Here is a 25,866-nt window from a genome sequence, read left to right as displayed (position 1 = left end):
AGTTCTTTTATTTAACACTGTCCGTGACTATACAGATGAGGAAACGCCTTGTACCATCTCGAACCAAGAAGCTAAGCTCATCGTGGCTGATGATACTCTCTCTTACTGGGATGTTGGGAAAGTAGGTCGTTGCGGACTTTGTTAATCTTTTTATACAAATAATTAAATCAAAAAAGTAAAATATAACAATGTTAATAATAAAAATATTAGTAAATCTACTATTTTTATAATACAATACTAAGCTTCTTTACTAGTCTATGCTTGTAATAAAATTCTCTACTTTATTTATTGTGATAGTTTGGTTATAACTGTAAATCTAAAATATCTTTACAATTCTCTTTCCTTACTGTTTATTTGGTATATTAAAAGTGATATTAGAGTTTATATATTTGTGTGCTTATAAGATATACTTGCTTTTAACATTAAAATCTTAATTTGGAGCTTGTTTATAAGAAGTTACATCTTGAGGTAAATCTAAAATATCTTTACAATTCTCTTTCCTTGCTGTTTATTTGGTATATTAAAAGTGATATTAGAGTTTATATATTTGTGTGCTTATAAGATATACTTGCTTTTAATATTAAAATCTTAATTTGGAGCTTGTTTATAAGAAGTTACATCTTGAGGTAATTTATATATTTTATAATATTTCTATGTTTAAAACAGTTTAATCATAGAGTTAATATAAATTTGGTATTTTTATTAAATTTGACTAAAAATTTCTAAGATAGCCTAAAGATTTTCTATGTTTAAAAAAAGCTTAGTCACAGAGATATATAACTAAGTATTTTTATCAAATTTGACTAAAAATTTGATTGATAGTATTAAGATAAGCTAAAGATTTTTTCTTGTTGATTTAAGTAAAATTTGCTATGGCTTTTTTAAATTATATTCTCTTTATTAGTATACGTTCTTAATTAATACAGATTGTATCTTTATATGGCTGATTTTTATTAATGCAGACTGTCTACTTTAATATAGTTTTTTATCGTTGAAGTTTAAATTTGCGCTTTTTTAAGTATAGTAAATAATTGATTAAGTCTAGTTAGAGATTTTATAAGTTCACATTCTAGGATTTTATTTTATAAAGAGTATCTTGCAAATATTTAAAATGCTTGATAATAGTTAAAAAATTATAGTAGAGTGAATAATTATAGTAATTAAAGTAAACACATAAGCACAAGAGAAGGCTAGAGCTAAGCTATGGCGATATAGTATAATATAGCTAAAGCTATGATGGTATATGTGGTGTGAAGGTGCAAAAGAGATTAAACTTTTTATGCTAGATTAAGAGAATTGTTTAAGATAAAATATCTAAAAGTGTAAATGTTATAAAGCATTAGTTTTTGCTATGTTAGAGTATGATGTTAAGTTTATATTTGATTGATTAGATTGCTAGATTAAAGCAAGAGTTTATATAATTTTTACTATATCCTTACTGTTTATTTGGTGTATTAAAGTGATATTAGAGTTTATATATTTGTGTGCCATGTATCTTAAATAAATTAATCTTAATAAAGCTTTATTATATAAATTATCGTTTGAATAGGTATAAACCTAAAAGAGGAGTTATTGAGATTTATTGTTGATTAAATTTATAAGATTTCCTACGTTATGCTAGTTTATTGCAAGGTTATTTGGTTTTTAAACTATCAGCTCCTCATCATCAAAAGATATTCGTTATTGTAGTGTTGGTTAGTTTCTAAGTAAAGTCTTTGATTGTAAATTAAAATTTTAAAATTATTGATTTTTTTTAAATAATATAAGTTTTAAAGATTTAAAAGTATGTTAAATATTTTAAACTTAAAAATGTGATAATTTGAATTATATGAGAATTAAATTTGTATTTGTATACTCTAAGATATCAAAATTTTGATAAAATTATTGAATTTTTTTAAACAATATAAGTTTTAAAGATTTAAAAGTATGTTAAATTTAGTTAAAGAATGGAGCTTGAAACTATAAAATGAATACAAAATAAAATCATAAGTATTGATATAGTAATAACTACTTACTATCTTTAAATTTGAGCAAAATTAATAGTTTAAATCAACATAAAAAGATTTTTCTTACAGTTATCTTAAGCAAATCAATTTAAGTAAAATTTTATCTATAGTGAAATAACACTAAAATTGTAATTTAGAGCTTGTTTATATAATTTTTGATTTATTTTTGGTATGATAATTTTATAAAGATATTGGATTTATTCTAATCCTTAGAAAACTTAAGCATTCTTTGGTATTAAAATATTTTTAAAATACTTCCTACAAAATCCTAGAGCATAAATTTGTAAAATCTCTACTAGACTTAATTAACTATTTACCGCAAAATACTTTATGATAAAACATATCCAAAACTAGTTTCTAAGTAAAATACATTAAAGCTTTTAGGTTTATACCAAACACAAACTGATAAATTTAATATCATAGAAATTTACTACTATAGTTATAACAAATCACATAGCGTAAAATACTTTATGATAAAACATATCCAAAACTAGTTTCTAAACAAAATATATTAAAGCTTTTAAATTTATACCAAACACAAACTGATAAATTTAATATCATAAAAATTTACTACTATAGCTATAACAAATCACATAGCGTAAAACAAAATAAAACAAACTATTTTTTACATATTAATATACAAATTTATCCAAGTCAAAAGATAAATTCAAACTATTTTTATAATAATGAGATAAATTTATCGGATATTAACCATTAATCTATATAATAAATAATATTTATAAAAAAGGATAATTATGAAATTTATTTTAAAGTTAGCATTAATCTTTGGTGCTTTAACAACATTTGTGTTTGCAGCTGTTAATATAAACACAGCCACAAAAGATGAGCTTATGAGTTTAGAAGGTATAGGAGATATAAAAGCAGAAGCTATTATAAAGCACAGAGAGGCTACCCCTTTTAAATCAATTGAAGATATTAAAAGTGTAAATGGCATAGGAGATAAAACCTTTAATGCTTTAAAATCAGATATAGATATAAAAGGCGAAACTACTGTTAAAGAAAAAGCTAAAAAAAGTATCAAAGAAAAAAGCGATAAGTTGATAAAGTCAGCTGATAAAAAGGTCAAAAAAGCTAAAGAAAAGAGTGAAAAATCAAAAGATAAAGCAATAAATGATAGCAAAGCTAAGATAGATAAAGCAACTAAGCTTGATACAAAAGAGAAGTAGATAAAAATATAAGTCATATATAGGTTGCTTATACTGTAAAATCATATATGGCTTAGCTGCTATATATGAGGTTATTAGCAAACTATATACATAGTTGTATGGTGGGCTAAAAATTTAAATAAATTCTTTAGTTTGTTAAGTTATATGTTAAAGACATTTGCAAATAGTTGAGTTATATCTTAAAAGATAGCTATATAGTTAGATAAAAGATATCTGCATAAGCTCTTTATACTATAATGGTAATAAGTGGTTGTATATCTAGCTGATTAAAAAGGCTTGTTTGATATTTTTGATATTATGCTTAGCTACAAGGGCTAATAAACACCATAAGTTTATAGTAGCAAGTTTAGTCAAAATATATCAAAAGATAGTTACTATATAAACTTATATGATAGCCTAAATGAAAATGTTAATGCAATTTACTTTGGCTTACCAAAATTAATAAACAGCTATATGCTTTTATATAATAGTTGTAGTAGTAATGCGCTTATACAGTAGTTTTAATAAATGCAACATATAGTTTCAAAATATCTGGTATAAGTTTGAGCTGTTGTAGGGTGGGGTGGGGAAACTCAAAGCGCTAAAAGTGATACTCCTAAAACGACAAATGTTAAAGCAAATCCGCATTTTAAAAACTCCCACAAGCTGATTTTTACTCCTGCTTTGTTTAAAATATGTAGCCACAAAAGTGTAGCTAGCGATCCAATCGGACTTAGTTTTGTGCCAAGATTTGAGCCTAGTAAATTTGCATAAATTAGACTTTGATTAGCCAGCGTTTCGATGTTTAAGTTGGTTATCATGACAGCCGGTAAGTTGTTAAAAATGCTACTTAAAAATGCGCTCATATACCCAACGCTTAAAATTCCAACAACTTCACCTTTGCTTAATGCAAATGCATAAATTTGAGTTAAAAATGCCATAGAACCGCTATTTTTAAGTCCAAAAACTACGATGTAAATCGACACGCTAAAGATGATAACTTGCCATGGCGCATTTGTTATTATCGTTTTAGGCGAAAAATTTTTTCTAATCGCACCGATTGTAAAAAGAACAGCACCAAAAAACAGTAAAATCCAACAAACACTTATAAAATTTAGTAAAAAACAGCATCCAAACATCAAAATAAGCGTATAAATTTGAAATTTCAAAAGCCATGAATCTTTTATAACTGAACTTCTGCCATAAGGCGCTAGGATAAATTTGCCGCTAAGCTCTTTTTTAAAGTATAAAACAAGCAAAATTAAGCTAGTAATTACACAGAGTAAATTTGGCAAAAACATCGAGGTTGCAAAATCGGCAAAACCGATAGAAAAGTAGTTTGCGGTTAAGATATTTGTAAGATTTGAAATGACAAATGCCGAACTTGCGCCATCAACCATAAACGAACTTGCTAACATAAAGGCGGTTATGGTTTTTGCCGATAGATTTGAGCCTAATAAAAGTGCTAAAAGCAATGGGGTCATAACCAAAACAGCGCCATCGTTAGCAAAAAACGCACTACAAAATGCGCAAAGCACAAGAGTGGTGATAAAAAGAGTCATGGTGTTTTTTGTATGAGAGAAGAACTTAACTGCGATAAATTTAAAAAACCCATTTGCTTCAAGCACCATTGATACAACGATTAGCGCGATAAATGCGATGTTTGCTTCATACGTAAGGTGAAAAATTTCTTTAACATCGCTCAAATTTACTGTGCCAAAAACTAGCGATAAGAGTGCGCCTATTAGGCTGGCTGTGCCAAATTTAAGCCCAAACGGTTTTAAAAAAAGTAAAAATAGTGTTAAGAAAAAGATAAAAACTGCCAAATTTATGCCTAAAATAAGTTTTAAAAGTGTGATTATAGCGTAAATTTACAAGGTAAAATCAAATTTATTTATATCAGTCTAAGGACTCGCCGATTTAAATTTATATTTAATTTAGGGATTAAAAATAATTTTAAAAGATATAGTTGTATATTTTTGTAACCAAATAATCTTGAAAAATATGATAATTTTTTATTTTAACTAAATTTATTATATATACTATGTTTTTAGCGTTTGTAAATTTTTGTAGACAGAAAGGATACAGCGAGTTTAGATATGATAAATTTAAACTAAATAGCTTTAAAAATTTAAGATATTAATTAAGAAGGAAAGTATATTTTGCGTGGCAAAAAATTATCTAAAATATATAGTTAAAAGCTAGCTATAAATAAGGCGATAAAATAAATATAGTAGCTGTAAAAGCTGCTATATTTTTAAATCGCATTGCTAAAATACATAAAATTTATGTATTTTTTTGCCTATTTTTAAACCCATATAAAAATCCAAAAAGTCCGATAATAAGCGCAAGTCCAGTAAACATTGCGGAGTAGGAGCTATAAAGTGGCTTCTGTCCGACAGAAGCGACAGTCAAATTCTCATCAACATTGATAACAAAAGTCGCTTTATGTTCGCCATGATTGCTTCCAGCTTTAACATCTACGCGCCATGCTCCACTTCTATCAGGCACAAAAGCCAAAACTCCTCGCGCATCAGTGTATCCTCTTGCAAATGCTAGTGAGGCATCTGGAGCAAAGATTTCATATTCTGAATACTTTGCGGGCGTGTTTTTATCAAAAAATATAGAAGCATAAACGCCCCCACTTCCGACATCAAACTGAACGATATGAGCGTATGCGCTTATGCAAAAAATAGCTAAAAAGATGAGTTTTTTCACTACTTAACCTCAAAGCTTATAGATGATTGAACTGTTATATTTTGTGAAAGTCTATCAAAAATATATGGATATGTGTGTACGGCGGCAATGATTTGAAGCCCGCTTGACTTAATCGGCACAAAAGCTATACCAAATTCATCTGTTTTTACGCCATCAAGCTCGCCATCTTTTGTCTCAAATTCAGCCCCACTTAAGACTTTACCCTGATAAGTGACTAAAACAGGCAGTTTTTCGCCAACTTTTATGGTAAGCGGATTTATCAGTGGTGTAACTTCAAGCTCAAGACCAAGCGGTTTTGAAAGTTTTTCGCTATAAGCAAAATATGTTTTTCCAAGCTTTATGGAGCGTAGTGAGTCAAAAACGACACCTTTAAATTCATCTTGAGAAATATTTTCATATCCTTTATCTGTTTGCGTCCAATACAGCGCGTCAAAAACAGCTGTTACTACGGCTACTTTTCCATCGGTTAAAATTTGTGGCGTATCCTTGCTAAAGTCAATTCCGCTTAAAATAGGCTTTGCATTTATATCATATGCTTTTGCGCTCATTAACTGTTTTTTATCATATTTGTTAAAACCATCATGTGCCCAAAAGGCGATTTCATAGTGGTTATCCTTTTTCTCGGCGATGATTTGGTGAGCAAAAAGCGAAGATGTAAGCAGATATGCTACGATGAATGGACTAAGTAATTTCATAAAAACTCCTTAAAAATAAAAATATATAATACTTTTATTTTATATTTTCATATAAAATAAAACTTTTAATATAATAGTATTATTTTAGAGCTTAAATTCAGTATAAATTTAATAAAATGATAATTTTGATGATTATCGCTTTTGAATTTGTATGATAACTATTCAAGTATATTTATGCTAAATTTTAAGAAATTGTTTTTGAATATATAATTTTCATAAAGTAATAGTATAAATTTATAAAAATTGATTATTTTATAGTAAATTTAATAAAAACAATTTATCGATACGCACAATATTTTAAATAGTATAAAGAAAAATTTACCAAAGTCTTATCCAAAATATCTTGCAAGAAGTGAAAAACTTATCTAAACTTTACTTTGTTTCTTTAAAACAGCTTTGAGTCATATATATAAATTTTAATTATTTATAGTTTTGTAGATATTTTTTGTTTATTAAACAGTAACCATTTGAGCATATAATTTCGCCTCAGCCTATCCAAAGGATTTAGATGAGTAAGATTAGTTCTGTTAAATTTATACCTATTTTTAGTTTGGTGCTACTAGCTTTAAACTATGTTTTTTTCAAAGAGATGTTTTCTAGAAGCGATGATTTGCTTTTTATATTTGATTCTATTTTAGTTTTTTATGCTATTTGTCTGCTTATCGTATCTGTGTTTTTCATACCGTATTTATTAAAGCCATTTACTGTTTTATGCTTGATAGTTGGGGGTTTGTGCTTGTATTTTAGTATGAGTTATGGCACGATAATTGATTCAAATATGTTAGAAAACGCTATGCAAACAGATAGAAAAGAGGCATTTTCGCTTTTAAATTTAAACTTAATCTTTGCTGTTTTAATTATAATTTTTCTTATATTTATTATATTTAAAATAAAAATTATATATCAAAAACCTAAATTTGAACTGTTTTTTAGACTTGTTTTTATAACATTATCTTTGGTTATTATCGGTGGAAGTTTTATAGTTTATAGTAAGACATACTTTTCGTTTTTTCGCGAAAATAGAGAGCTAAAGTATTATACAAATCCATTTTATCCGCTTTATTCTATGGAAAAAGTCATCAAAAAATCACTTCCAACAAAAAAAGTGCCATTTGAACAAATCGGTCTTGACGCAACTCTTAAACCAAGTCAAAAGCCAAAATTGTTTGTTTTAGTTGTTGGCGAGACGCAAAGGGCTAAAAATTACTCGCTAAACGGATACACTACGCACGATACAAATGAGTTTTTAGAGAAAAAAGATGTTGTAAGTTTTACAAATTTCTACTCGTGCGGAACTGCCACAGCCGTGAGTGTACCATGCTTGTTTTCTGGTTTAGGCAGAAGCGAGTTTGATGCAAAACGAGTGGAAAATAGAGGGAATTTACTAGATGTTTTAAGCAAAGCTGGGGTTGATATATTTTGGTTTGATAACAACTCTGGAGGTTGCAAGGGCGTATGTGATAGGGTTAAAAAAGAGCAGACGCAAATTTATAATGCAAGCGATTTTGATAAAAATGTATTTAACGATGCATCAAATTTGATACCAAATTTAAACAAAACAACTCTTATAGTCCTTCACCTACAAGGCGCTCATGGGCCGGTTTATTATAAGGAGTATCCGAGTGAGTTTAAAAAATTCACTCCTACGTGCGATACTTCAAAGCTAGGAACATGCTCACTATCGCAGATCGAAAATACTTATGATAACTCGATTAGATATACTGATTTTTTGCTTTCAAATTTAGTTGATTCGCTTAAAAAAGTGGATAATAAATTTGATGTTGGTATGTTTTTTGCAAGCGACCATGGGGAGAGTTTAGGCGAGCATGATATCTATCTGCACGGAATGCCTTACGCCATAGCTCCAGATGAGCAAAAGCACATTCCAGCGATATTTTGGCTAAGCGATAAAGCAAAATTAAATAGGCTAGAAAGTATAAAAAATGATAAATTCTCGCACGATAATATTTTTTATTTTGTTCTTGGATTTTACGGTGTGAAAAGTAGTATTTATAATCCAAATTTAGATATATTTGTTATGTAGTTAAAAATTTCTAATCTCTTTTTTGTGTAAAAATTAAGAAATTTTTAAAGTTTTTGTTTTAAATTTAAACATTTTTTAAAGATTTTACGAAATTCGATACTTTGCGATTTTTATATTGATGTAAAATGGCGTATCTGTTAAGAGGGCAAATCAATAATTTTACTTTTAAAGCTGGTTTTTATAAATTTTTGCTCTCTTAAAAAACTTTAATAAATTTAATGGCTCTTTGCGTTTTACTAGAAAAATTTGATATTTTGTATAGGTAAAATAAAATATGGCGTTGTAAATTTAACTCCGCTTTATTAAATTTAACCACGCTATAAAATTGAAAATTTATATTTTAAATTTAGACTATATTTTGCCAATTAAATTGAGCATGGTTAAAATTTAATTTTAAGATACAAATAATAAAGTTATTTTAAAACTTAGTTTAAATTTGCATAACGTAAAAAGGCTTAAGAAAAATTGTGAGTATGTTTTGCTATCTTAAGCCTTTAAATTTGCTAAAGTTTTTTAGAAGATTTTTTAACAAAATATAGATAAACAAGCGATATAGCTGCAACTATTACTAGTAAAGTTATGGTGATGATATGAAGTTTTTCTTTTAAAAGCGCCTCGTTTTGCCCAAGATAAAAGCCTAAAATCATCAAAATCAAAACCCAAATTCCAGCGCCAAGCGATGTATAAAGGCAGAATTTAAACATATTCATCTTTGCAAGTCCAGCTGGAAGGCTGATGTATTGACGAATGCCTGGGATTAAACGGCAGTTAAAGGTGGAAATTTCGCCGTGTTTGTTAAAAAATGCTTCAAATTTATTCATTTTTTCATCATTTATGCCAACAAATTTACCATATTTTTCTATAAGTTTTCGGCCAAAAAAGTAGCATAAATAGTAGTTAAAAATCGCTCCCGCAAGCGAACCGCCAACTCCAGCGATAAATGCTAAGCTCCAACTCATCTGACCTTTGTGTATCAAGTATCCAGCTGGTATCATAACAACTTCGCTAGGAAAAGGAAAAAAACTACTCTCTAAAAACATCATAAAAAATATCCCTGGATATCCCCAAGCGCCGACTGTTTGGACGATAAAATCTATAATTTCTTTTAACAACGAAACTCCTTAGTAAAAGGCAAAGTTTACCAAAACTTGCTTAAATTTAGTTATTTTTTATGTTTGTTTTTCGAGTTTAAAAAAGAAAAAGCCCAAAAATGGGCTTTTGTGTTATTTTGTGTATTTTACGTTGGCTTTTTTGAAAAGTTCATCGCTTTTAGTAGTTATTTCTTGTTGAAATTTTTGACCTTTAAGGCTTTCTTTAATCATATCTTTAACACTATCAAATGGAACTTTTTGGGCTTTTTTACTCTCTTCTTTTAAGATTATATGATAACCAAAATCAGATTTAACAGGAGTTTTGCTCATTTCGCCATCTTTTAGTGCAAATGCTGCATCGCCAAATTCTTTTACCATTTGATTTTTGCTAAACCAGCCTAAATCTCCGCCATTTTGTTTAGCAGTTGGGTCTTTTGACTCAGCTCCTGCGACTTTAGAAAATTCATCTTTTAACTTTGATTTTTCTACTTTTGCAAGCTTAGCGATAATCTCTTTTGCCTTTTTTTCATCATCAACTAAGATGTGTTTAGCTTTAACTTCATCTGGTTTCATAAAAAGTTTATCTGCATTTTCATCATAGAATTTTTTTGCATCAGCATCGCTTACTTTTACTTTATCAAATTCCTTTTTTTGCCATACTTGAAAAGCTAAGCTATCAGCCATCATATCCATACTTTTTTTATACTCAGGATCTTTTTGTATGCCACTATCTTTTGCTTGTTTGACTAAAAGTTTGTATTTTATAACATTATCTACCATATTTTTCTTATCAGCTTCAGAAACCTTAACATCGCCCATCATGCCGTGCATTCCGCCTTGAGGTTGCAAAAGTGGAGCGATATCTTCATCAGTTACTTTTATATCGCCAGCGGTTGCTAAAACAGCAGCATTTAGGCTAATTGCAGTAGCCAAACTAAGGGTTGTAAGTAAAATTTTATTCATAATTTTTCCTTTAAAAAGTTTTGCGTTATTATACATAAAATATACTAAACAAATAATTTTTTATTTAATTTTTTTATTAATATTTAGATAACGGCGCAAGATGTATTTTTATAAATTTAAGGGGTAAAGCCCCATTTTTGGGGCTTTGTAGTTTGTATTAAAACGCAGGAACTATCGCGCCTTTGTATTTAGTTTCAATAAATTCTTTAACTTCTTTACTTGTAATCGCTTCATTTAGTGCTTTTGTCTTAGCGCTATTTTCATTGCCAGCTTTGACAACGACAATGTTTACGTATGGGCTGTCTTTGCTTTCTATAGCAAGTGCGTCTTTTGTAGGATTTAGACCAGCATTCATAGCAAAGTTTGTGTTTATAACTGCGATTTCAACATCATCTAAAGTTCTTGGTAATGTTGCAGCTTCAATTTCTGTGAATTTTAGGTTTTTAGGGTTTTTAACGATATCTAGTGGTGTTTTTAAAGCCACATCATTAAGCTCAATCAGCCCAGCAGTTGCTAACACATCAAGAGCTCGCGATTCGTTTGTAGGGTCGTTTGGTATGCTAACTTTTGCACCATCTTTTATCTCTTTTAAATCTTTGATTTTTTTGCTATAAACCGCCATTGGCTCAAGATGAACGCCTACAGTTTTTATCAAATGGGTACCTTTGTTTTTGTTAAACTCATCTAAATAAGGCGTATGTTGAAAGAAATTTGCATCAACTTCGCCATCTTCAGTAGCTAAATTTGGTATAACATAGTCATTAAATTCGCGAATTTCAAGCTCAAAACCAGCTTTTTTAAGTTGCGGCTCAATAACTTTTAAAATTTCAGCGTGAGGAACTGGAGTAGCTGCAACTACTAATTTTTCGGCATTTTCGCCAACTATAAATAAAGACGCAAGAGCTGCGCCAACTAATATTTTTCTCATTTTTTCTCCTTTGGGTTGATTTAAAATGCTGGAATAACAGTGCCATTATACTGTTTTATGATAAAATTTCTCACTTCATCGCTTAAAAGTGCTTTGTCTAAAGCTTTGATTTTAGCGCTATCTTGCGTGCCATCTTTTACAGCGATGATGTTTACATAAGGGCTGTTTTTATTTTCTATAAAAATACCATCTTTTTTTGGGTTTAATCCAGCTGCCATAGCATAAGATGTACTGATAATAGAAGCACTAACATCATCTATGCTACGCGGTAAAATGGCTGCTTGCATAGTTTTTATAGTTATATTTTTTGGATTTGAGATAATATCAAAATCTGTTTTTAAAACATTTTTATCATCAAGTTTTATAACTCCTGCTTCTTGTAAAAGCAGCAGTGCTCTGCTTTCGTTTACCGGATCGTTTGGTATACTTATAACGGCGCCATCTGGCAGCTCTGAGATATTTTTTACTTTTTTACTATAAATTGCCATTGGTTCGAGATGAGTTGCGATGGTTTTTACAAGATGAGTTTTTTCTTGTTTGTTAAATTCGAGTAAATATGGCTCATGCTGATAAAAATTTGCATCTATTTGACCATCTTCAAGAGCATAGTTTAGTATCTTATCATCTATTTCGCTAATAACTAGCTCATAGCCTTCTTTTTCTAAAATCGGCTCAATAACTTCTAAAATTTGAGCGTGAGGAACAGGAACTGTGCCAACTCGTATGATTTTATCGCTATCTTTAGCATGTAAACTTAATAATAAAAAAGTAATAAAAGCTATAATCTTCAAAATCTCTCCTTGATTTTATATATTTGGTATTTTAATAAGTTTAAATTTATTAAAGTTTAATTCTTTAAATTTATGCTAAATAAAAGTAAAAATCTACTAAATTTGTGTAAAAACGTAACATTAAATTTAAAAGTATATTTTATAAATATATTATAAAACTACTATTTTACGCTTTTAAAACGATAAGATAATTTATATATATTAAAAAACTATTTTTTGGTCATCTTATAAAGTAAATTTCCTATTATCTGAAAAATTTGCACCATTATAATCAAAATCACAACAGTATATGCCATAATATCTGGGCGAAATCTTTGATATCCATAGCGAATTGCGATATCACCAAGCCCACCACCACCAACAGTTCCAGCCATTGCAGAAAAGCCGATAACTACGATAAGTGTGAGGGTTAAAGCGTTGATAATAGAAGGGATGGCTTCAACAAACATAACTTTAAAAATAATTTGCCAATCGCTTGCTCCAAAGCTCTTTGCAGCTTCGATTATGCCGGTATCTACCTCCTTTAAAGCACTTTCAATCAGTCTTGCAACAAACGGAGCAGTTCCAATAGCAAGTGGAACAATAGCAGCAGTTGTTCCAATACTTGTTCCTACTATAAGTTTTGTAAAAGGAAATAATATAATTATAAGTATGATAAATGGAAAACTTCTAAGAATATTTACAACGACATCTAGAATTGAATATAAAGTTTTATTTGGTCTTAGTCCGTTTTTATCGCTTAAAATCAGTAAAATCGCAGGAATCAAGCCAAAAATAAAAGCAATAATTGTAGAAATAACGCTCATATATAAGGTATCCCAAGTCGCAGGAAGTAAAATTCTAGTAAAAATGTCCATAGTATTCATTAAATAATCTCCATTAAAATATAATTTTTGTTAATTTTTGCTTTTATAAACTATCTTTCAAAGCAAATTTATAATTTTGTTAATATTCGCTTTCTTTAAGCTATTTTGCCGCTTGCAAGTATCATGAAATCCTAGTTTGCAAACTTTTTAAAAAGCTTTTTCAGCCTTTTTATAGCTTTTCTTTTACGCCTATGCCTTTAAAATAAAAGGCTCCAAGTGTCGCACATCTATCAGCGCTATTTTTCTGACAAGATAAATTTGCATACTCAAAAGCTTTTTTAATTTTTTATATAAAATTCTCTTGCCATGCTTAAATCATCAGCTAATGCTAAATTTGCCACCAAAATTAGCATTAAGCTTAAGGCTATTTTTTCATATAATTCTTTCATAAATTTGCTAAATTTAGCCTAGTTTTTGTCTGAATTATCTTGACTATCACAAGCCGGTTTTAAGCCTAACTCACAAGCTTTTTTATAATATTTTTTAGCCAACTCATTATTTTGCTCAACGCCTTTACCTTTTTTATATAGATTTCCAAGAGCATTACACCCAAGAGCATCGTTTTTATCGCAAGCTAGCTTAAAATTTTCAAAAGCAGATTTAAAATCGCCACTAGTTAAAGCATTAAAGCCCTTACCAAGATCACTTGCTAAAGCTAAATTTAGCCAACATCCAACTAAAACAAAGGTTAAAAATATTTTTTTCATTTTCTGCTCCATGATTTATTTAAAACTATCTTGTTTATAAAATTTACTCCATTATCTCCCATAAAACGCCTGTTTTCTTAATGTATTCAAGCACACAATCTTTATCTTCGCTTTTGATATTTATAACCAAATGCCCCAAAACGCTATCGTTTAGCTTTTCGATTTTGCCCCACACGATGTTAAAGTCTTTATCGAGCTTTCGTGCCATATTTGTTATCACGCAGTCAAATGCGACCTCTTTTGGAAAATACAGCGCGATATTTACACCATTTTCTGGCACTATCGCCTCTTCGCCAAGGAATTTTTGCATATTTTTATCGGGTTTTAAAAACAGCTTTTGAATGCTTCCTTCATTTACTATCACACCGCCATCAAGCAGCACAGCTCTATCTGCTACACTTTTGACAACTTCCATCTCATGAGTTACGATGACAATGGTTATGCCAAGTTCGCGGTTGATTTTTTTAAGTAGCTCTAGGATGGATTTTGTCGTATTTGGATCAAGCGCTGAAGTCGCCTCATCGCTAAGTAAAATTTCAGGCTCAAGCGCTAAGGCTCTTGCTATGGCGACTCGTTGTTTTTGTCCGCCACTAAGCTCGCTAGGATAGGAGTTTGCTTTATCTTCAAGCCCTACGATTTGCAAAAGCTCATTTACTTTTGAAGTTATATAAGCTTTATCATACTTCCAAAACCTAAGTGGAGTGGCGATGTTTTCAAAGACAGTTTTACGACTCATCAACGCAAAATGCTGGAAAATCATACCGATTTTTTTGCGGAAATCTCTAAGCTGTGATTTTTGCATAGATTTTATCTCTTTGCCAAAGACTTTAACGCTTCCATCTTGGTAATTTTCAAGCCCATTTATGGTGCGTAAAAGCGTGGATTTACCAGCTCCACTATGTCCTACAAGGGCAAAAATCTCACCTTTTTTTATGCTTAAATTTATATCTTTTAGGATTAAATTTGAGCCAAAGTATTTTTTTAAATTACAAATTTGTATCATTTATCTGCTTTAATATTTTATTTATTTAAAAATTATATCTCATAATTGATAAAAATTTAATAATATCAAGCCTTAAATTTCATAATTGAAATTTAGCGAAAAGGAAAATAGAAGCAAAACAAAATTTTTAAATTTTAAAATGAGAGAAAATAAGAGTTTATATTAAATTGCCACTTGATTTAAATAAAACAGCAAATTTATAAGTTATTTATAAGTGCTTTTAGGAGTTTAGGCGGATTAAACCAAATATCTTAAAACTTGAAAAAAAGATAGTAAAATGCATAAAACTTTGGAAAACAAACGATTATATAAATATCAATCTTTTTTGATATTTTAAGAAAATGTAAAGTGTATTAAAAATTTTAATTTTCTTAACACGATTCAGACATCGTGATAAAAAAGCTTTAATTTTTAACACACATTTAGATGATTATAGTATTTATCTTAAATTTAGCTTTAAATGTGCAATAAATTTATACTCAAGGTTGCAACAGTGCATATCCATCAAGCTGTTTTAAAACAACTTCTCGTGGTGCGGCTTTGACTGTTTTTACGCCAGTGCTTAGCCAAGACTTATCTATCCCGCTTCGTTTCATTGCTCCACTACAAGCCACTACTCTTACATTTGGCATAGCAACAAGTGCTTTAATCTTTTCTTGCATATCCAAATCTTTTTTAGATTTACTTGCAAAAACCTCAACAGAACTACCGCCCAAAACAAGCTCGATATCAGCTTTTTCATCTTTTTGAAGTGTTTTTTGCAAACCACTTGTGACTAAAAAAGCGTTATCAAATTTAGCTTTATCGGTTAAAAAAACAACCACATTTATATCTTTAGCCAACAAAATGCTTATAAACAACAATCCTACTAAAATAATACGTCCCATAAAACCCCCTTTAGCTATTTTTGTTAGCTTAGCGCTTCTAGCTCGCTTGTGATTTTTTCAAGTCTTTCTTTTGCGCTTGCTAAACCTGCGCGGTTTGTCTCAAGCACGCTTGCTGGAGCGTTTACTACAAATTTTTCATTATTTAACATATTTTCAAGTTTGTTTATCTCTTTTTCAAGTTTTGCTTTTTGTGAGTTTAAACGCGCTACAATCGCACTTGTATCAACGCCACTTAGAGGTATGAAAACTTCTAAATTTTGGCTTACATCGCGGACTGAGTTTTCTTGCTTAGCGTTTGTAAACTCTATCTCTTCGCATTTTGTAAGAAGCTTGATATAAGCAGTTGCGTTTGATAAATCAGTACTTGTGTTTAGCTTGATATAGGCTTTAGCAATTTTTGAATTTCCTAAGTCTATAGTCGCTTTTGCACGGCGAATCGCAACAATACTTTCAATCACAAGGGCAAAAATTTCTTCTATTTTCTCATCGTTTTGCTCTATTTTTGGATATTTACTTATCATTATCGAATTTGCGTTTTCAAGGCTAGTTGCGCTTAGCTCGTGATAAAGATACTCAGAGATAAATGGCATAAATGGGCTTAAAAGCTTCATCGCCTCTTTAAAAATCGCTCCAAGCTCGCGCACGCTTGATTTGTCAGCTTTGCTTAGCTCGATTCCCCAGTCGCAAAACTCATCCCACATAAATTTATATATCGCGTTTGCAGCGTCGTTAAAGCGGTAAGCATCGATGTTTTCGCGCACATCTTTTACACATACTTTAAAGCGACTTAGCATATAAAGTCCAAGTTTTGAAGTGATTTTGCATTCGTTTAAGTCGCTAAATTTAGGCTCGTTCATTAGCAAATATTTACTTGCGTTATAAATTTTGTTAGTGAAATTTCTAACCAAAACCATCTTTTCTTCACTTAGCCTTAAATCGCGCCCTTGAACGCAAAGCAAAGTTAGCGTAAAACGCAATATATCGGCACTATACTCATCTATTTTATCGAGTGGATCTATGGCATTTCCACTACTTTTACTCATCTTTTTGCCATCTTTGTCTTTAACCAAAGCGTGAAGATATATATCTTTAAATGGAAGCTTTTCAACTGCATTTTGGCACTGAAACATCATCCTAGCGACCCAGAAAAACAAGATATCAAAACCAGTTATCAGCATCGTGTTTGGATAAAACTCTTTTAAGTCGTTTTCAAACCATTTTTGCCCTTTAAGCGCCTCGCCATTTCCCCAGCCAAGAGTAGAAATCGGCCAAAGTCCAGAACTAAACCAAGTATCAAGCACATCAAGATCTTGATGAAAGTGGTTTTTGCCGCATTTTGGACAAGCTTTTGGCTCATCTTCCTCGCTCGCCCACTCATGTCCGCACTCATCACAGTAAAATACCGGAATTTGATGTCCCCACCAAAGCTGACGGCTTATACACCAGTCTTTTAGTTCTCTCATCCACGCATTAAAGCTATTTATCCAATGCGTTGGGAAAAATTCCGCCCCGCCTTCATTTACCTTTGCTATGGCTTCATCTGCGATTGCTGATTTTACAAACCACTGTTTTGAGATGTATGGTTCAACGATATTTTTACAGCGGTAGCAGTATCCAACTTGATTAGTGTAATCTTCGATTTTCTCGACATTTCCAAGTTTTTCAAGTTCATTTACTATAATATCTCTTGCTTCAAGTCTTTCAAGTCCAGCAAATTTATCGCAACGCTCATTTAAAATTCCCTTTTCATCAAAGATAGTGATAAACTCCAAGTTATGGCGATTTCCAACCTCATAGTCGTTTATATCATGAGCTGGAGTAACTTTAACAACGCCAGTTCCAAAGCTCATATCAACATGTTCATCGGCTATGATTTTGATTTTACGATTTATGATAGGTAAAATCACACTTTTGCCAACTAGCTCTTTGTAACGCTCATCATCAGGATGAACCATTACAGCGCTATCGCCAAAGTATGTTTCAGGTCTTGTTGTAGCAACGATGACAAATTTATCGCTATTTTCAAGAAAGTAGCGAAGGTGATAAAGCTTGCCGTGATTTTCTTTGTGATCTACTTCGACATCGCTTAGTGCGCCATCGTGTGTGCACCAGTTTACCATGTAGTTTCCGCGAACGATAAGACCTTTTTCATATAAATTTACAAAGGCTTTTTTTACAGCTTTTTTAAGCCCATCATCCATAGTAAAACGCTCTCTGCTCCACGCCGGAGTTACGCCAAGACGGCGCATTTGGCGGTTGATAGTTCCACCACTTTTTTCTTTCCACTCCCAAACTTTTTGTAAAAATGCCTCGCGCCCAAGCTCTTCTTTTGTAATTCCTTGTGCTAGAAGTTGTTTTTCAACGACGTTTTGAGTGGCGATTCCTGCGTGATCAAGTCCTGGTTGCCATAAAGTTTTGTATCCATCCATACGTTTATAGCGAGTCATGATATCTTGAAGCGTAAAGGTTAGGGCGTGTCCGATGTGAAGCACACCTGTAACGTTTGGTGGTGGCATCATAATACAAAAGCTCTTTTTGTCTTCACAAATATCCTTGTTGCCATCGATTTCAAAATATCCACGTTCTTCCCAAATTTTATAAAATTTTTCTTCGACCTCTTTAGCATCGTAAAAATCAGCCACTTGACTATCCTTTGTTTAAATTTAAAGCTTTAATTTTATCAAAATTAGTTTGATAAAATCATAAATTCTATTTTTCTACCTTAAAACTCTCCATCTCAAGGTCATAATCCCATAAATCCTCATCTTGCATTAGCTCAACCTTAACCGCTGGAAGCACGCAAGTTCCACTCATAACGACTTTTAACGGAGTAAAAAACTGCATTTTACCTTTATCTAGCGGGTTTAAAAAGCTAACAACTCTTTCATCTTTTATATCTTGGTTTTCAAAAGTTATAGTATCGGTTGTGTGTTTGCCTCTTTTAGCGCCATAAATTCGCTCATTTATCACTTCAAAGCATGGGCTAATTTGCTCATTTACCAAAACATTTGGCATGTAATTTTGGTTAGAATAAATTTGCACTTTTGAAAAAATTGTTTGATTTAGTTTTAAATCATTTAAATTTACCTTTTTGCCATTTATATCAACAAATTCTCTATAGATATTTATGCTTTTAGCGGAGTTAAAATACCTATCATTTAGCTCCGGCATAACGTGTTTTAAAGGTAGTTTTTCGTTTCCAAAACTTAATAAACTATAATAAATTCCATCGTCTGAACTTAGTTTAAAGCTTTTGTTTTTTTCTAAATTAAGCTTTAAATTTTGATTGTTTTGATACTTTGTTAAAGCGCCATTTTGCGTGATTTCAAACTCGCCTTTTTCAAAGTCTTCTTTAAAATAACTCTCAAAAGCTCTTAAAACAAAGGCATTTTTTTGCGTGCTGTTTAGCAAATCAAAATTTTTAGATATCATTTCTGCTAATTTTTTTGAAAATTTGTTTGGCTTAAAGTGCTTTGAGTGGATATATAAAGCAAAGGCTAAATTTCTAGTAGTTGAGTCAAAATTAGCGCTATAGCCATCAAATTTTGCTAAATTTAAGTTGTATTTGTTAATTTTGTTTTGCACGATGTTAAGCTCGTTTTCAAGACCTAAATCATCTAAAATCCCAGCCATCATATAAAGCGTTACTAAGTTATACTCATAAACTTTACTATCAAAAAGATAGTTTGCTCTATCTTTTTCTAAAGCTTTGTTTTGGCCTAGCACATATGCTGCATAAAGTGCGTTAAATGGGTCTTGATGAGGCATTTTAAGATATGAGTAGATAAGCTCTTTTGAAGCGTTGCCTATGAGTTTTTTGCTTTTATCGATTTGTAGTAAAATGTCACTTGCATAGATTGAAGCGAAAATATTTGTATCGCTAAATTTACTCCAGTAACCAAAACTTCCATTATCTTTTAGTCTTAAAATCAAGCTTGTAACGCCACGCTCAACTATCTCATCAACCTCTTTTTGCTCTTTATCGTTTGTCATGTATAAATTTTCTAGCGCCAAAAGCCTTGACGCGATTTGCTCTGTGCAGCCATATGGATACTCTATGAGTTTTTTACTGATATTTTTAAGTATCACATCAGGAGTAGAAGAGGCGCTTAAATAAAGCGTTTTATAACTCTCATCGCTTATATTAAAGTCTTCAAAGCCCTTTAAAAATGCGTTTTTGCTGTATTTTGAGCTAGGATAAGGGCTGATGATATCTAAATTTGTAGTGCTTAAGTAGCTATCTTTAGTATCATTTACCGACAAGTTAAAGTCAGCTTCTCCTATATCTTTTGCAAAAATAGCCGCATTTACTAAAGCACTTTGTCTAGCTGGTAAAACAACGCTTGTCTGGTTTAAATCAAGAGTTAAATTTGCACTTGAATGGCTTGTTAAATTTAGCGTTTTGTTACTATCGGTTGTGTTTATAAGTGTGATTGGTAAATTTAGTTTATCGTTTTTGTTTAGATAAATCACAACGCCAGGTTTTATAACTATATCATCTTTGATATCAATATAGCTGTTTTTTGAGTTGATTTTATCATCTTTTAAAGATATGGCTGTGACTCGTACTTTGGAGTTAAAGTTATTTGGAGTTTTAAACTCGAAACTTACCTCGCCATTTTCATCTGTGGTTAGATATGTACTGATTTTAAAGGTTTTTATATCTTTTGCTTTAACTGGGTTTTCGTTTTTCTTTCTAGCGGCGGCAAACAGAGCATCTCCGCCAAAGCTAAGCGCTTTTGCCTTGCTAACAAAGGTGCTTAATGAGTCAAATATATCGTAGTTTTTAACACTTATAGGCAAGATGATATCGAAGTATTTAAATGCGTCAATCTCTTTTTGTTTTATGATATTAAGCACACCTTCATCTACTATAAATAGCGCTATTAGCGAGTTTGGTTGGGATTTTATCTTTATATTTGCAAGCTCGTTATTTTTTACTTTTTGTGGGAGCGTAAGTTCTAAATTTAGCTGATGAGCGCTTTTATCTACTTTTATAGCCTTGTTAGCATACGTTCTAAGTGGCGTTGCAAGGGGAGTTGCTTGGCGAAATATCGTGGCATTTACATAGCCTTTTTCAAACTCTTTTGGTAGAAAAAACGATGCTAAAGCTTTGTGGTTATCAAAATTTATGATTTTATACTCTAAAACTTTTTTATCTACTAAAGATATGATTGCAACACCTTGTTTAATGGCAGAATTTACATCTACTTTAACCTCATCGCCAGCTTTGTAGCTAGTTTTATCTAATGTGATTGTAGCTTTTTGTATATCTTTTGCTGATTTTGTGCCATATCCACCCCAGCCACTAACATATACTTCAAAACTAGCACTACTGCCGCTTAGATAGTCATTTGCAACTACAACATAGTCGCCACCACTGCTAAATTTATACTCAAAGCTATCTTTTTCAAGCTCAAATGAGTCTAGTAAATTTAGCTCTTTTTGCTCTTTATATGAGTGGCTATCAAGCACGTAGTTCCAAGAAAGCGAGTAGATAGATATGTTAAGCTTTGGGTTTAACTTTTTTTTGCTAAGTGAGTCAAGGCTTAAAACACTAAATTTAACACTCTTGCCACTATCAACAAAGTCCTTATCGGCTGCTATGGCGGTTAAGGTTTTATATGGATATATCGTTAGGTTTTTATACTCGCTAACGGTTTTTGTGTTATCAAGGATGGAGAAATTTAAACTAGCATTTATAGCGTTTGAAACTGGCAGTTGTTTTTTATAATTAATTATAAAGTCCTTCTTGCCATCGTTGTTTAAAACTATATCAAAATACTTGCTATCAAGTATGGTTTTGCTATCTATGGTGGAGTTTATAAATGAAAAATTTTCGTAGTTTTTAAGCTTTAACTCTTTTGCACTTAAATTTAGTGTAAGCGAACCTGATAAATTTGAAGCTGGTGCGCCAAAAAGATAGGTTGAAATTAGGCTTAAATTTATATTTTCGGACTCTAAAAACTCATCTTTTGTCGTTAAAATCTCATTTTTAACCCTTTGTGGGATAAAATTTTCTATACTAAAACTCTTTCTATCTAAAAGTTTGTTAGCAAACTCAACATCGATAAAGTAAGTTCCACTAAGTTCGCCCATAGACTCTTGAATCTTAATGCTTCCAAATTTATCGGTTTTTAGTGATAAATTTTTTATCACCTTATTAAGTGGGTCAAGAATTTTGACTTTAACTGGAAGGTCGCTAAGTGGCTTAAATGCGTGATCTTTTAAGATAACAATCCCCTCAAGCGTCTCATTTGGTCTAATGATATCGCTAGCCAAGTAAGTTAGCGCTTCATAATCATCTAATTTTTCTTTAAGTAGTGCATCGTTATTTACCGATTTATTTAAAAGTAAGAAATTTTCTTCGCTACCATTTTTTATAAAAATCGACTTTGGTTTTTTACTTAAAAAATCATCACTTTTTAACTCATAAACGCCCAATTTATCGCTAAAGCCGTTAGCAATTATTTCATTATTTTCATTATATATTGTAATTTGCGTGTTTGGTAGCGCTTTTGCGGTTGAAAGGCGAGTTGTAAATACAAAAATTCCACCATCGCCAAGCGTTGAAACAGCGCTAATATCGCTAAAATAAGCCTGTTTTGATATCTGCTTGATTTTGTTTTTATCATCTTTATAGAATATACTGATGTTATAAACTCCATCTTTAAAGCCGGTAAAATCGAAGTTTAGGCGATGTGCTGTTATCTGATTTGGTTTGTTATCTAGTGTGAAGTTTTTACTTGCAACCTCTGTTGTTAGCTTTGTTATATCGGTATTGTAGTTTAAAAAGTAGCGATAGTTTTGCTCGCTTATTTGGTTGATTACGACTTTAACTGAGTTTAAATTTGCACTTTTAAACTCGATACTTGAGCCTTTTGAGATATATGGCAACTCATCGCTAAATTTAGCAAATGGTTTTAAATCGCCTGTTTTTACAACAAAACTTTTTAACTCTCTATTTAACATATAGTTATCGCCAAATCCAGGCAGAATTTTTATCTCATACTCTGTGTTTGGCTTGATTTGCGGGCTTTTTACATCAAATTCATAGTAAAAATTTGGATCGTTTTTATCATATACATACTTGATGTTTGAAAGTGAGAAATTTGTTATATTTGGAATTTGGATAAATTTTTTACTAGCTAAAATATACTCTTTTAATCTTATTTTAAAACCAAGCTCGCCATCATCAAAAGAGTAGGGCACGACTTTTATATCATTTAAACTTATAGCATTTGGGTTGTCTTTAAAAAATACACCTTGTTTTGATATATCTTGCGTAAAGTCTTTATCTAAGGCTATATTTGCTTTTGATTTTAGACTTTGTGGCAAGAAAAGATATAAATTTGGATATGTTTTATCTAAAGTTACAAGAAAGTTTTTGCTATCTAGGCTTTTTACTTTAAATGCTACACTGTTTTTTGCAAGTTTTTCTTTAGTATAGAGCTTTAGTTTCAGCTTTAGTTCATCTAAATTTACAGTATCATTTAAGCTTAGCATAAAGTTTTTATCATCTAACGCGCGGATATTTTCTATACCAAAAGGCTCGGTTGTAAAAGAAATTTTGCCATTTGCATTGCCGCATGTATAGTTTGTGCCTTTAAAAAGTGGTTTGTTTGGATAAAAGGCGATTTGCGTTGTGCTTAGATACTCAAAAGCTCCACTAACTTCAGGATCGCAAGTGATAATCCTATCGTGAGTGATAAGAGAAATTTTGCTTGCGAAGTTGCTGTTTTCTACATTAAAAATAAGAGTTTGATTATCATTTACGCCAAGACTTGTAACGCTGAATGCAAAGGCATTTAACGATATAAAAATAGATAGGAGAATTTTTTTGAACATATCATATCCTTTTTTGTGATATTTATGATTATATAAATATTTACCTAAATTTTACAACCTCAAATTCAAAAGTGCTTAAATTTGAGTTTTCATCTAGGCATAAAACTTCGTGTTTGCCGATATCAAAGCTTTTAAAAATAGTTTTTGCATTTTTAACTTTTTTGAAATTTTCATTATTAAATTTAATATAAATTTCATCTCCTAAAATCGCGGTGCATTTTATACCAAGTCGTGAGTTTGCGCCATTTAGACTGATGATGGTTTTATCTAAATTTGAAATAAGAGGTTTAATCTCTTGAAATTTATAAAAACATCTGCTATTTTTTACCTCATCTTGAGTGATATAGCCACTTTCTAGCAGGTAAAAAAGCTCCTCGTTTCTATAAAATTCGCAGTCGTTTTTAAGCTTTACGCTATCTATTAAAAAATCAGTTTGCAAATTTTTACACTCGTTTTTAAGCTCATACGCATCAACGCAAATTTTTCTTTTTTCTATGCCAGTTGGCTGGTTAAACTCGCTTACGCCCTCGCTTTTTTCAAGATATTCAAACATATCAAAAACCACCTTTGCAGCGCTACTTCCGCCACTTAGCTCATCTGTTTTGCTACCATCGAAATTTCCCATCCAAACTGCGATTGTGTATTTTTTACTAATGCCGATTGTATAAAGATCTATTGCGTTTGCTGATGTGCCAGTTTTAAACATAATCTTTGGTTTATAAAGTGTGTTTTTCCAAACGCTGTTTAGATATGCTCGTGGCGCGTTTAAAAGCATTTGAGCGGTTAAATACGCGCTTTGTGGGCTTATAAGCGAGACGTTTTTATCTATGATATCTCCAGCAACTTCAAGTGGCTTTAAAGCGCCACCGTTTGCATATATCGTATAAAGATGGGCTAAATCCAAAAGCGATAACGAAATCCCGCCAAGCGCTATAGACTCGCCATAATGCTCTTTTTCAAACTGCGTTAAACCAGCTTTTTTTAAAAGCTCATACAAGGAGTCTTTTGCTAAAATGTTGTTAAGTTTTACAGCTGGAATATTTAAAGAAAAGCCCAAAGCATCGCTTGCGCTTATGATACCGACAAAGCCTTTATTATAGTTTTTAGGAATGTATTCGCTAAGATAAATTTCAGTATCGATCAGCTCTTTTTGTGGGGTTATCAGCCCATTATCAAGGGCTAATGAGTAGATAAATGGCTTTAGTGTTGAGCCGACATTTTTAAGCGATTTTACTCCATCATTTTGTCCGTTTTTAGCATTTTGGTTGTGGCTGCTGATATAGGCTATGACTTGCATTTTTTGATTATCTATCATAACTGCGCTTGCGTTTTCTACCTTTTTGTTTTTTAGAGTTTTCATCTCTTTTTTTAAAAAATTAAGCAACGCGTTTTGTAAATTTAGGTTTAAATTTGATGTTTTTAAGCCATTTTTAAACGCTATATCACTATAAATTTGAGCTTGATTTATATAAGCGTATCTTTTTGGGCTAAATTTTTGCTCTTTTGCCCTTTTATAGCTACTTTTATCTATGATTCCACCTTGATAAAGCTTGCCAACAAGGCTGTTTTTAAGTGAGTTTACGTTTGAGTGGCGATCAAGGCGGTTTTGGTTTGGGTTTTTTGGGATTGTGCTAAGAAGTGCCATTTGAGCGATACTTAGATGAGGTAGGTCTTTGTGAAAGTAAAAAAATGAAGCCGCCTTAACGCCTTCTATGTTTCCGCCATATGGAGCAAGGTTAAAATACATCGTTAAAATTTCATCCTTGCTAAAGTGCCATTCTAGCTGGAATGCGTTAAAAATTTCTACTATTTTGTTTGTGTAGGTTCGCTCTTTTGGGTTCATCATTCTTGCTACTTGCATAGTTATCGTTGAAGCGCCTACTCGGTTTTTGCTAGTTAAGTTATGCCAAAATGCGCGTAAAATCGAAGCTGGATTTACACCAAAATGGCGATAAAAGTATCTATCTTCAAAAAAAATGGTGCTTTGTTTTAGCATATTTGGAATTTGGTTTGAGTTTACATAAAATCTCCAAATTTCATCATCTGAGATTTGCATAGCGATAATTTGCTCATTTTTATCTTTTAGAATTTTTGACTCTTGCTTTTCTAACATATGTAAATTTAGCGGATAAAAACTATCTAAAATCAAAAAA

General features: G+C 31.2%; 16 protein-coding genes and 1 rRNA gene. 3 read left to right on the top strand and 14 right to left on the bottom strand.

The genetic code is table 11. The features are described from left to right. Window positions 1-19: 19 nt before the first annotated feature. Both rrf and CGEO_RS10355 read left to right on the top strand, forming a co-directional pair. Window positions 20-138: ribosomal RNA gene (rrf, locus tag CGEO_RS05480) — 5S ribosomal RNA — on the top strand. Window positions 139-2,761: 2,623 nt separating this feature from the next. Further along, the gene (locus tag CGEO_RS10355; RefSeq protein WP_075495470.1) at window positions 2,762-3,193 is read left to right on the top strand and encodes a ComEA family DNA-binding protein; all 432 of its coding nucleotides are present in this window, start codon (window positions 2,762-2,764) and stop codon (window positions 3,191-3,193) included. A gap of 572 nt (window positions 3,194-3,765) precedes the next feature. Here the strand turns inward: CGEO_RS10355 and CGEO_RS05470 are convergent. From CGEO_RS05470 to CGEO_RS05460, 3 genes are all read right to left on the bottom strand, one after another. Continuing rightward, a complete protein-coding gene (locus CGEO_RS05470; RefSeq protein WP_075495275.1) occupies window positions 3,766-4,998 on the bottom strand; it encodes an ArsB/NhaD family transporter in 1,233 nt (410 codons plus the stop codon). A gap of 460 nt (window positions 4,999-5,458) precedes the next feature. After that, a complete protein-coding gene (locus CGEO_RS05465; protein WP_075495273.1) occupies window positions 5,459-5,890 on the bottom strand; it encodes a hypothetical protein in 432 nt (143 codons plus the stop codon). Continuing rightward, window positions 5,890-6,585 (bottom strand): DUF4198 domain-containing protein, encoded by a 696-nt coding sequence (locus tag CGEO_RS05460; protein WP_075495271.1) that lies wholly within the window; start codon window positions 6,583-6,585, stop codon window positions 5,890-5,892. Before CGEO_RS05460 ends, CGEO_RS05465 begins: the two co-directional genes overlap by 1 nt. 508 nt (window positions 6,586-7,093) lie before the next feature. Between CGEO_RS05460 and CGEO_RS05455 the strand changes: the two genes are divergently transcribed. Then, window positions 7,094-8,629, top strand: a complete 1,536-nt coding sequence (locus tag CGEO_RS05455) for a phosphoethanolamine transferase (RefSeq protein WP_075495269.1) — start codon at window positions 7,094-7,096, stop codon at window positions 8,627-8,629. A 503-nt stretch (window positions 8,630-9,132) separates the two neighbouring features. Here the strand turns inward: CGEO_RS05455 and CGEO_RS05450 are convergent. The 11 genes from CGEO_RS05450 to pbpC form a co-directional block, all read right to left on the bottom strand. Further along, entirely contained in the window at window positions 9,133-9,741 is a 609-nt protein-coding gene (locus tag CGEO_RS05450; RefSeq protein ID WP_075495267.1) for a DedA family protein, read from the bottom strand. A 111-nt stretch (window positions 9,742-9,852) separates the two neighbouring features. Further along, complete coding sequence (locus tag CGEO_RS05445; RefSeq protein ID WP_075495265.1) at window positions 9,853-10,683, bottom strand: peptidylprolyl isomerase; 831 nt, start codon at window positions 10,681-10,683, stop codon at window positions 9,853-9,855. Window positions 10,684-10,840: 157 nt separating this feature from the next. Further along, a complete protein-coding gene (locus tag CGEO_RS05440; protein WP_172658098.1) occupies window positions 10,841-11,611 on the bottom strand; it encodes a MetQ/NlpA family ABC transporter substrate-binding protein in 771 nt (256 codons plus the stop codon). A 20-nt stretch (window positions 11,612-11,631) separates the two neighbouring features. Then, entirely contained in the window at window positions 11,632-12,402 is a 771-nt protein-coding gene (locus CGEO_RS05435; RefSeq protein WP_075495261.1) for a MetQ/NlpA family ABC transporter substrate-binding protein, read from the bottom strand. A gap of 209 nt (window positions 12,403-12,611) precedes the next feature. Then, window positions 12,612-13,268 carry a methionine ABC transporter permease gene (locus CGEO_RS05430; protein WP_075531896.1) on the bottom strand — a complete coding sequence of 219 codons (657 nt, stop codon included), beginning with the start codon at window positions 13,266-13,268 and terminating at the stop codon, window positions 12,612-12,614. 407 nt (window positions 13,269-13,675) lie between these two features. Continuing rightward, window positions 13,676-13,975 (bottom strand): tetratricopeptide repeat protein, encoded by a 300-nt coding sequence (locus CGEO_RS05425; protein ID WP_075495257.1) that lies wholly within the window; start codon window positions 13,973-13,975, stop codon window positions 13,676-13,678. Window positions 13,976-14,018: 43 nt separating this feature from the next. Then, window positions 14,019-14,978, bottom strand: a complete 960-nt coding sequence (locus CGEO_RS05420; RefSeq protein WP_075495255.1) for a methionine ABC transporter ATP-binding protein — start codon at window positions 14,976-14,978, stop codon at window positions 14,019-14,021. Window positions 14,979-15,457: 479 nt separating this feature from the next. After that, window positions 15,458-15,865: a DsrE family protein gene (locus tag CGEO_RS05415; RefSeq protein WP_075540301.1), complete on the bottom strand. Its 408-nt coding sequence runs from the start codon at window positions 15,863-15,865 to the stop codon at window positions 15,458-15,460. 23 nt (window positions 15,866-15,888) lie between these two features. Then, the gene (locus CGEO_RS05410) at window positions 15,889-18,507 is read right to left on the bottom strand and encodes a valine--tRNA ligase (RefSeq protein ID WP_075540302.1); all 2,619 of its coding nucleotides are present in this window, start codon (window positions 18,505-18,507) and stop codon (window positions 15,889-15,891) included. A gap of 67 nt (window positions 18,508-18,574) precedes the next feature. Further along, on the bottom strand, window positions 18,575-23,713 hold the full coding sequence (locus CGEO_RS05405; protein ID WP_075540303.1) for an alpha-2-macroglobulin family protein: 5,139 nt from the start codon (window positions 23,711-23,713) through the stop codon (window positions 18,575-18,577). Window positions 23,714-23,753: 40 nt separating this feature from the next. Continuing rightward, window positions 23,754-25,826 carry a penicillin-binding protein 1C gene (gene pbpC, locus CGEO_RS05400; RefSeq protein WP_254062599.1) on the bottom strand — a complete coding sequence of 691 codons (2,073 nt, stop codon included), beginning with the start codon at window positions 25,824-25,826 and terminating at the stop codon, window positions 23,754-23,756. Window positions 25,827-25,866: the final 40 nt, after the last annotated feature.

The organism is Campylobacter geochelonis (assembly GCF_013201685.1).
GTDB lineage: Bacteria > Campylobacterota > Campylobacteria > Campylobacterales > Campylobacteraceae > Campylobacter_B > Campylobacter_B geochelonis.
This window is presented reverse-complemented; position numbering and strand designations above follow the sequence as displayed.

Bases quoted from the DNA above. Each gene is read 5' to 3' on its own strand.
- pbpC (WP_254062599.1), bottom strand. From the start codon at position 25,826: ATGTTAGAAAAGCAAGAGTCAAAAATTCTAAAAGATAAAAATGAGCAA.
- CGEO_RS05420 (WP_075495255.1), bottom strand. From the start codon at position 14,978: ATGATACAAATTTGTAATTTAAAAAAATACTTTGGCTCAAATTTAATC.
- CGEO_RS05415 (WP_075540301.1), bottom strand. From the start codon at position 15,865: ATGGGACGTATTATTTTAGTAGGATTGTTGTTTATAAGCATTTTGTTG.
- CGEO_RS05455 (WP_075495269.1), top strand. From the start codon at position 7,094: ATGAGTAAGATTAGTTCTGTTAAATTTATACCTATTTTTAGTTTGGTG.
- CGEO_RS10355 (WP_075495470.1), top strand. From the start codon at position 2,762: ATGAAATTTATTTTAAAGTTAGCATTAATCTTTGGTGCTTTAACAACA.
- CGEO_RS05425 (WP_075495257.1), bottom strand. From the start codon at position 13,975: ATGAAAAAAATATTTTTAACCTTTGTTTTAGTTGGATGTTGGCTAAAT.
- CGEO_RS05440 (WP_172658098.1), bottom strand. From the start codon at position 11,611: ATGAGAAAAATATTAGTTGGCGCAGCTCTTGCGTCTTTATTTATAGTT.
- CGEO_RS05460 (WP_075495271.1), bottom strand. From the start codon at position 6,585: ATGAAATTACTTAGTCCATTCATCGTAGCATATCTGCTTACATCTTCG.
- CGEO_RS05445 (WP_075495265.1), bottom strand. From the start codon at position 10,683: ATGAATAAAATTTTACTTACAACCCTTAGTTTGGCTACTGCAATTAGC.
- CGEO_RS05405 (WP_075540303.1), bottom strand. From the start codon at position 23,713: ATGTTCAAAAAAATTCTCCTATCTATTTTTATATCGTTAAATGCCTTT.
- CGEO_RS05430 (WP_075531896.1), bottom strand. From the start codon at position 13,268: ATGAATACTATGGACATTTTTACTAGAATTTTACTTCCTGCGACTTGG.